The 7,890-nt window shown below is 56.6% G+C and carries 2 protein-coding genes, 2 tRNA genes and 2 rRNA genes; all 6 read right to left on the reverse strand.

What is annotated here, in order from left to right:
• Positions 1–19 precede the first annotated feature (19 nt).
• Positions 20–2,911 (reverse strand): 23S ribosomal RNA (locus E8F12_RS10935).
• Between the two features lie 235 nt (positions 2,912–3,146).
• Positions 3,147–3,222: transfer RNA gene (locus tag E8F12_RS10940), tRNA-Ala, on the reverse strand.
• A 32-nt stretch (positions 3,223–3,254) separates the two neighbouring features.
• A tRNA-Ile gene (locus E8F12_RS10945) sits at positions 3,255–3,331 on the reverse strand.
• Between the two features lie 65 nt (positions 3,332–3,396).
• A 16S ribosomal RNA gene (locus E8F12_RS10950) occupies positions 3,397–4,933 on the reverse strand.
• The 16S and 23S rRNA genes sit together here with 2 tRNA genes alongside, the layout of an rRNA operon.
• A gap of 483 nt (positions 4,934–5,416) precedes the next feature.
• A complete protein-coding gene (locus tag E8F12_RS10955) occupies positions 5,417–6,640 on the reverse strand; it encodes a CaiB/BaiF CoA-transferase family protein (RefSeq protein ID WP_280325258.1) in 1,224 nt (407 codons plus the stop codon).
• A gap of 76 nt (positions 6,641–6,716) precedes the next feature.
• Positions 6,717–7,890: acyl-CoA dehydrogenase (locus E8F12_RS10960; RefSeq protein WP_280324397.1), on the reverse strand; the 1,174-nt coding region annotated here is incomplete at its 5' end.

Consider the following 7,890-nt stretch of genomic DNA (forward strand, 5'->3'; position numbering starts at 1 on the left):
CAGATTGTTTGGGTGTTATATGGTCAAGCCTCACGGGCAATTAGTATGGGTTAGCTCAACGCCTCACAGCGCTTACACACCCCACCTATCAACGTCGTAGTCTTCGACGGCCCTTCAGGGGATTCAAGATCCCAGTGAGATCTCATCTTGAGGCGAGTTTCCCGCTTAGATGCTTTCAGCGGTTATCTCTTCCGAACATAGCTACCCGGCAGTGCCACTGGCGTGACAACCGGAACACCAGAGGTTCGTCCACTCCGGTCCTCTCGTACTAGGAGCAGCCCCTCTCAAATCTCAAACGTCCACGGCAGATAGGGACCGAACTGTCTCACGACGTTCTAAACCCAGCTCGCGTACCACTTTAAATGGCGAACAGCCATACCCTTGGGACCGGCTTCAGCCCCAGGATGTGATGAGCCGACATCGAGGTGCCAAACACCGCCGTCGATATGAACTCTTGGGCGGTATCAGCCTGTTATCCCCGGAGTACCTTTTATCCGTTGAGCGATGGCCCTTCCATACAGAACCACCGGATCACTAAGACCTACTTTCGTACCTGCTCGACGTGTCTGTCTCGCAGTCAAGCGCGCTTTTGCCTTTATACTCTGCGACCGATTTCCGACCGGTCTGAGCGCACCTTCGTACTCCTCCGTTACTCTTTAGGAGGAGACCGCCCCAGTCAAACTGCCCACCATACACTGTCCTCGATCCGGATGACGGACCAGAGTTAGAACCTCAAGCATGCCAGGGTGGTATTTCAAGGATGGCTCCACGAGAACTGGCGTCCTCGCTTCAAAGCCTCCCACCTATCCTACACAAGCAGGCTCAAAGTCCAGTGCAAAGCTACAGTAAAGGTTCACGGGGTCTTTCCGTCTAGCCGCGGATACACTGCATCTTCACAGCGATTTCAATTTCACTGAGTCTCGGGTGGAGACAGCGCCGCCATCGTTACGCCATTCGTGCAGGTCGGAACTTACCCGACAAGGAATTTCGCTACCTTAGGACCGTTATAGTTACGGCCGCCGTTTACCGGGGCTTCGATCAAGAGCTTCGCTTGCGCTAACCCCATCAATTAACCTTCCGGCACCGGGCAGGCGTCACACCCTATACGTCCACTTTCGTGTTTGCAGAGTGCTGTGTTTTTAATAAACAGTCGCAGCGGCCTGGTATCTTCGACCGGCATGGGCTTACGCAGTAAATGCTTCACCCTCACCGGCGCACCTTCTCCCGAAGTTACGGTGCCATTTTGCCTAGTTCCTTCACCCGAGTTCTCTCAAGCGCCTTGGTATTCTCTACCCGACCACCTGTGTCGGTTTGGGGTACGGTTCCTAGTTACCTGAAGCTTAGAGGCTTTTCCTGGAAGCATGGCATCAACCACTTCGTGTTCCCAAAGGAACACTCGTCATCAGCTCTCGGCCTTGAACACCCGGATTTGCCTAAGTGTTCGGCCTACCACCTTAAACTTGGACAACCAACGCCAAGCTGGCCTAGCCTTCTCCGTCCCCCCATCGCAGTAACTAGAAGTACGGGAATATTAACCCGTTTCCCATCGACTACGCATTTCTGCCTCGCCTTAGGGACCGACTCACCCTGCGTCGATTAACGTTGCGCAGGAACCCTTGGTCTTTCGGCGTGGGTGTTTTTCACACCCATTGTCGTTACTCATGTCAGCATTCGCACTTCTGATACCTCCAGCAAGCTTCTCAACTCACCTTCACAGGCTTACAGAACGCTCCTCTACCGCTCGTCTTGCGACGAACCCGTAGCTTCGGTGTCTAGTTTGAGCCCCGTTACATCTTCCGCGCAGGCCGACTCGACTAGTGAGCTATTACGCTTTCTTTAAAGGGTGGCTGCTTCTAAGCCAACCTCCTAGCTGTCTAAGCCTTCCCACATCGTTTCCCACTTAACTAGAACTTTGGGACCTTAGCTGACGGTCTGGGTTGTTTCCCTTTTCACGACGGACGTTAGCACCCGCCGTGTGTCTCCCACGCTGACACTTCCAGGTATTCGGAGTTTGCATCGGTTTGGTAAGTCGGGATGACCCCCTAGCCGAAACAGTGCTCTACCCCCTGGAGTGATACGTGAGGCGCTACCTAAATAGCTTTCGAGGAGAACCAGCTATCTCCGAGCTTGATTAGCCTTTCACTCCGATCCACAGGTCATCCGCTAACTTTTCAACGGTAGTCGGTTCGGTCCTCCAGTCAGTGTTACCTAACCTTCAACCTGCCCATGGATAGATCGCCCGGTTTCGGGTCTATTCCCAGCGACTAGACGCCCTATTAAGACTCGCTTTCGCTACGCCTCCCCTATTCGGTTAAGCTCGCCACTGAAAATAAGTCGCTGACCCATTATACAAAAGGTACGCAGTCACCTAACAAAGTAGGCTCCCACTGCTTGTACGCATACGGTTTCAGGTTCTATTTCACTCCCCTCTCCGGGGTTCTTTTCGCCTTTCCCTCACGGTACTGGTTCACTATCGGTCAGTCAGTAGTATTTAGCCTTGGAGGATGGTCCCCCCATATTCAGACAAAGTTTCACGTGCTCCGTCCTACTCGATTTCACTTCCTGGACCCTTTCGCGTACGGGGCTATCACCCACTATGGCCGCACTTTCCAGAGCGTTCCGCTAAAATCCAAGAAGCTTAAGGGCTAATCCCCGTTCGCTCGCCACTACTAAGGGAATCTCGGTTGATTTCTTTTCCTCAGGGTACTTAGATGTTTCAGTTCCCCTGGTTCGCCTCTTGCACCTATGGATTCAGTACAAGATACCTAGGTTATCCTAGGTGGGTTCCCCCATTCAGAGATCTCCGGATCAAAGTCTGTTTGCCGACTCCCCGAAGCTTATCGCAGGCTACCACGTCTTTCATCGCCTCTGACTGCCAAGGCATCCACCGTATGCGCTTCTTCACTTGACCATATAACCCCAAGCAATCTGGTTATCTGTCTCGAACGTGAAGACGACATTCGCCGAAAATTCGCGCTTGAACTCGCAAATTTTACCTTGAGCTAACTGATCGCCAGTGATAACGATCAATCAGTCACTTCTATCACATACCCGAATTTTTAAAGAACGATTCTGAAGCAAAGTTCAGAATTCAATATCCATTCACGGATATTCAATTCTGGACTCTTGGTCTACTTCGCTGAGAGTGGTGGAGCCAAGGAGGATCGAACTCCTGACCTCCTGCGTGCAAAGCAGGCGCTCTCCCAGCTGAGCTATGGCCCCAATGTCAACCGGTCATACGACCCCGCGACAATTGGTGGGTCTGGGCAGATTCGAACTGCCGACCTCACCCTTATCAGGGGTGCGCTCTAACCAACTGAGCTACAGACCCAATCGCCTTCGCAATTGAATCAAGCAATTCGTGTGGGAACTTATGAAGAAGCTGAAGTCTTCGATTAAGGAGGTGATCCAGCCGCAGGTTCCCCTACGGCTACCTTGTTACGACTTCACCCCAGTCATGAATCACTCCGTGGTAACCGTCCCCCTTGCGGTTAGACTAGCTACTTCTGGAGCAACCCACTCCCATGGTGTGACGGGCGGTGTGTACAAGGCCCGGGAACGTATTCACCGTGACATTCTGATTCACGATTACTAGCGATTCCGACTTCACGCAGTCGAGTTGCAGACTGCGATCCGGACTACGATCGGTTTTATGGGATTAGCTCCACCTCGCGGCTTGGCAACCCTTTGTACCGACCATTGTAGCACGTGTGTAGCCCTGGCCGTAAGGGCCATGATGACTTGACGTCATCCCCACCTTCCTCCGGTTTGTCACCGGCAGTCTCCTTAGAGTGCCCACCATAACGTGCTGGTAACTAAGGACAAGGGTTGCGCTCGTTACGGGACTTAACCCAACATCTCACGACACGAGCTGACGACAGCCATGCAGCACCTGTGTCTGAGTTCCCGAAGGCACCAATCCATCTCTGGAAAGTTCTCAGCATGTCAAGGCCAGGTAAGGTTCTTCGCGTTGCTTCGAATTAAACCACATGCTCCACCGCTTGTGCGGGCCCCCGTCAATTCATTTGAGTTTTAACCTTGCGGCCGTACTCCCCAGGCGGTCGACTTATCGCGTTAGCTGCGCCACTAAGATCTCAAGGATCCCAACGGCTAGTCGACATCGTTTACGGCGTGGACTACCAGGGTATCTAATCCTGTTTGCTCCCCACGCTTTCGCACCTCAGTGTCAGTATCAGTCCAGGTGGTCGCCTTCGCCACTGGTGTTCCTTCCTATATCTACGCATTTCACCGCTACACAGGAAATTCCACCACCCTCTACCGTACTCTAGCTCAGTAGTTTTGGATGCAGTTCCCAGGTTGAGCCCGGGGCTTTCACATCCAACTTGCTGAACCACCTACGCGCGCTTTACGCCCAGTAATTCCGATTAACGCTTGCACCCTTCGTATTACCGCGGCTGCTGGCACGAAGTTAGCCGGTGCTTATTCTGTTGGTAACGTCAAAACACTAACGTATTAGGTTAATGCCCTTCCTCCCAACTTAAAGTGCTTTACAATCCGAAGACCTTCTTCACACACGCGGCATGGCTGGATCAGGCTTTCGCCCATTGTCCAATATTCCCCACTGCTGCCTCCCGTAGGAGTCTGGACCGTGTCTCAGTTCCAGTGTGACTGATCATCCTCTCAGACCAGTTACGGATCGTCGCCTTGGTGAGCCATTACCCCACCAACTAGCTAATCCGACCTAGGCTCATCTGATAGCGCGAGGTCCGAAGATCCCCCGCTTTCTCCCGTAGGACGTATGCGGTATTAGCGTCCGTTTCCGAACGTTATCCCCCACTACCAGGCAGATTCCTAGGCATTACTCACCCGTCCGCCGCTCGCCGGCATCCCGAAGGACCCGCTGCCGCTCGACTTGCATGTGTTAGGCCTGCCGCCAGCGTTCAATCTGAGCCATGATCAAACTCTTCAGTTCAATACTGCTTGGGTTTTGAGAAAACCCTAAACTTGGCTCAGCAATCGCAAATAAACTCTCGAATTCACGAGTGTTACTTGTGTTGCTGATAATCAGTCGACTACCAGTCTTACTTCACAAGCACCCACACGAATTGCTTGATTCAGTTGTTAAAGAGCGTTTCGACCGAGTCTTTCGTCTCAACCGAGGCCGCGCATTCTACGCTAGCCTTTCTTTCTGTCAAGCTGTTTTTCGAAAATTTCTTTTCTACTCAACCGCTTGCTGCTTCTGCGACCTGGTCGCTTCAGCGAGGGGCGCATTCTACATCACCCCACCTTTCCGTCAAGCTGTATTTTGAAAATTTCTTTTCATTTCAACAGCTTACCGCTTTCGAGAACCTCGGCCCCCGTCAGCGAGGGGCGCATTCTACATGAGCCAAGGGGGCTGTAAACCCCCCTTTTGAAATTATCTTCAAATCACTTTGCGGGCCTCTATATAAGAAGCCTAGATAACTTCCGCCTTGCGCAATGCATCGACCTGCTCCGCCGCGAGCCCCAGCACCTGCTGGAGCACTTCCCGGGTGTGCTCACCCAGCAGTGGCGGCGGCATCCGGTACTCCACGGGGGTATCGGATAGACGCAAGGGGCTGGCCACCTGCGGCACCATGCCGGCCAGGGGGTGGTCCAGTTCGACCCGCAGCCCCCGCGCCTGCACCTGGGGATCGGCGAAGACCGCGGCCAGGTCGTTGATCGGTCCGCAGGGCACGCCTACTTCTTCCAGCGCGGCGACCCACTCGGCGGTGGTCTTGAAGACCGTTGACTGGCGGATCATGGGGATCAGCTCGGCGCGATGGGCCACCCGCGCCTTGTTGGTTGTAAAACGCGGGTCGTCCGCCCACTCCCGATGACCGGCGACCTCGCAAAACTTGCGGAATTGGCTGTCGTTGCCGACGGTGAGGATGAAATCACCATCCGCCGTGGGGAAGTCCTGGTAGGGGACTATGTTTGGATGGGCATTGCCCAGGCGGCGGGGCGCGTTGCCCGTGGTCAGGTAGTTCATGGCCTGGTTGGCCAGGCAGGCGACCTGTACATCCAGCAGCGCCATGTCGATGTGCTGCCCCTTGCCGCTGATCTCTCGGGAAGCCAGGGCCGCGAGCATGGCGACGGAGGAGTAGAGCCCGGTGAGGATGTCGGTCAGCGCCACGCCCACCTTGACCGGCCCGGCACCTTCTTCCTGGTCGGAGCGGCCCGTGATGCTCATCAGGCCGCCCAGGCCCTGGATCATGAAGTCGTAGCCGGCACGCTTGGCATAGGGGCCGAACTGGCCGAAGCCGGTGATGGAGCAATAGATGAGGCGCGGGTTGATGGCCTTCAGCGACTCGTAGTCCAGGCCATAGGCCGCAAGGCCGCCCACTTTGAAGTTCTCGATGAGGATGTCGGACTTCATCGCCAGTTCGCGAACCAGCTTCTTGCCCTCGGGTCGGGTGAAGTCGATGGTCACCGACTGCTTATTACGGTTGGCCGAGAGGAAGTAAGCCGCCTCGCTGGTGTCCCGGCCGTCGGAGCCCTTGAGGTAAGGCGGCCCCCAGGCGCGGGTGTCGTCGCCGGAGCCCGGCCGCTCGACCTTGATTACCTCGGCCCCCAGGTCCGCGAGGATCTGCCCGGACCAGGGGCCGGCCAGCACGCGGGAGAGGTCGAGCACACGGATATGGGAGAGAGCGCCAGCCATGGGATCACCTGGGATGGAAAAGTGAGCCCGGGCCGCCCCTTCTCTATATAGAGGAGGAGAAGGCCCGGTCGGGGGATCAGAAGAACGCCTGGATGCCGGTCTGCGCGCGACCGAGGATCAGCGCATGGACGTCATGGGTCCCCTCGTAGGTGTTGACCACTTCCAGGTTGACCAGGTGACGGGCCACGCCGAACTCGTCGGAGATGCCGTTGCCGCCCAGCATGTCGCGGGCCATGCGCGCGATATCCAGGGCCTTGCCGCAGGAGTTGCGCTTCATGATCGAGGTGATCTCCACCGCGGCAGTGCCTTCGTCCTTCATCCGGCCCAGGCGCAGGCAGCCTTGCAGGGCCAGGGTGATCTCGGTCTGCATGTCGGCCAGCTTCTTCTGGATCAGCTGGTTGGCGGCCAGCGGACGACCGAACTGGTTGCGGTCCAGCACGTACTGGCGCGCGGTGTGCCAGCAGGCTTCGGCGGCACCCAGGGCGCCCCAGGAGATGCCATAGCGGGCGGAGTTCAGGCAGGTGAAGGGGCCACGCAGGCCGCGCACCTCAGGGAAGGCGTTCTCTTCCGGGACGAAGACGTTGTCCATCACGATCTCGCCGGTGATGGAGGCGCGCAGGCCGACCTTGCCGTGGATCGCCGGGGCGGAGAGGCCCTGCCAGCCCTTCTCGAGGACGAAGCCACGGATCTCGCCGGCGTCATCCTTGGCCCAGACCACGAACACATCGGCGATCGGGCTGTTGGTGATCCACATCTTGTTGCCGGTCAGGCGGTAGCCGCCGTCGACCTTCTTCGCGCGGGTGATCATCGAGCCCGGGTCGGAACCGTGGTTCGGCTCGGTCAGGCCAAAGCAGCCGATGTATTCGCCGCTGGCCAGCTTGGGCAGGTACTTCTGCTTGGTGGCTTCGTTGCCGAACTCGTAGATCGGCACCATCACCAGAGAGGACTGCACGCTCATCATCGAGCGGTAGCCGGAGTCCACCCGCTCGACTTCACGGGCGATCAGACCGTAGCACACGTAGTTCAGGCCGCTGCCGCCGTACTCGGCGGGGATGGTGGCGCCGAGCAGGCCGGTCTCGCCCATCTCGCGGAAGATTGCCGGGTCGGTCTGTTCATGGCGGAAGGCTTCGAGGACGCGCGGGGCCAGCTTGTCGGCGGCGAACTGCTCGGCGCTGTCACGCACCATGCGCTCTTCTTCGGTGAGTTGCTGGTCCAGCAGCAGCGGGTCGATCCAGTTGAAGCTTGCTTTG

This window comes from Pseudomonas sp. BN102 (assembly GCF_029871245.1).
Taxonomy (GTDB): Bacteria; Pseudomonadota; Gammaproteobacteria; order Pseudomonadales; family Pseudomonadaceae; genus Metapseudomonas.